General features: G+C 67.3%; 1 protein-coding gene. It reads right to left on the minus strand.

The window, feature by feature from the left end; genetic code table 11:
• Positions 1 to 600: penicillin acylase family protein (locus CCL05_RS43255; RefSeq protein ID WP_143590073.1), on the minus strand; the 600-nt coding region annotated here is incomplete at both ends.

Consider the following 600-nt stretch of genomic DNA (forward strand, 5'->3'; position numbering starts at 1 on the left):
AGGCGGCTGGTCAGCAGGGCGCGGTCGATCTCGTCCTGCATGTTGCTGCGCAGGTCCCAGGCCATCGCCTTCAGCCAGGAGACCGAGTCCACCGGGGTCCACTTCTGCGGCTTGTAGTCGTTGGTGAACCCGAGCGCCGCGTACTCCAGGGAGATGTCCTCGCCGTCCTTGCCCTGGAGGTAGGCGTTGACCCCCTCGGCGTAGGCCTGGAGGTACTTCTTCGTGGCGGCCGACAGCTTGGTGTCGTACTCCTGCTCGGCGACCCGCTCCCAGCCGAGGGTGCGCAGGAACTCGTCGTTGTCGACCTGGCTCTTGCCGAACATCTCCGACAGCCGGCCGGCCGCCATGTGGCGGCGTACGTCCATCTCGTAGAACCGGTCCTGCGCCTGGACGAAGCCCTGCGCCTTGAACAGGTCCGCGTCCGAGGAGGCGTAGATCTGCGGGATGCCGTAGCCGTCGCGCTTGACCTCGACGGGTCCCGAGAGGCCCTTGAGCGTGAGGGAGCCCTTGGTCTGCGGGAAGGAGGCCCGGACGGTGCTGATGGACCAGTACGCCCCGAAGGCGACGCCTCCGATCAGTGCCAGCACCAGGGCGATCACG

This window comes from Streptomyces africanus (genome assembly GCF_002150735.1).
In the GTDB taxonomy this organism is placed as follows: Bacteria; Actinomycetota; Actinomycetes; order Streptomycetales; family Streptomycetaceae; genus Streptomyces; species Streptomyces africanus.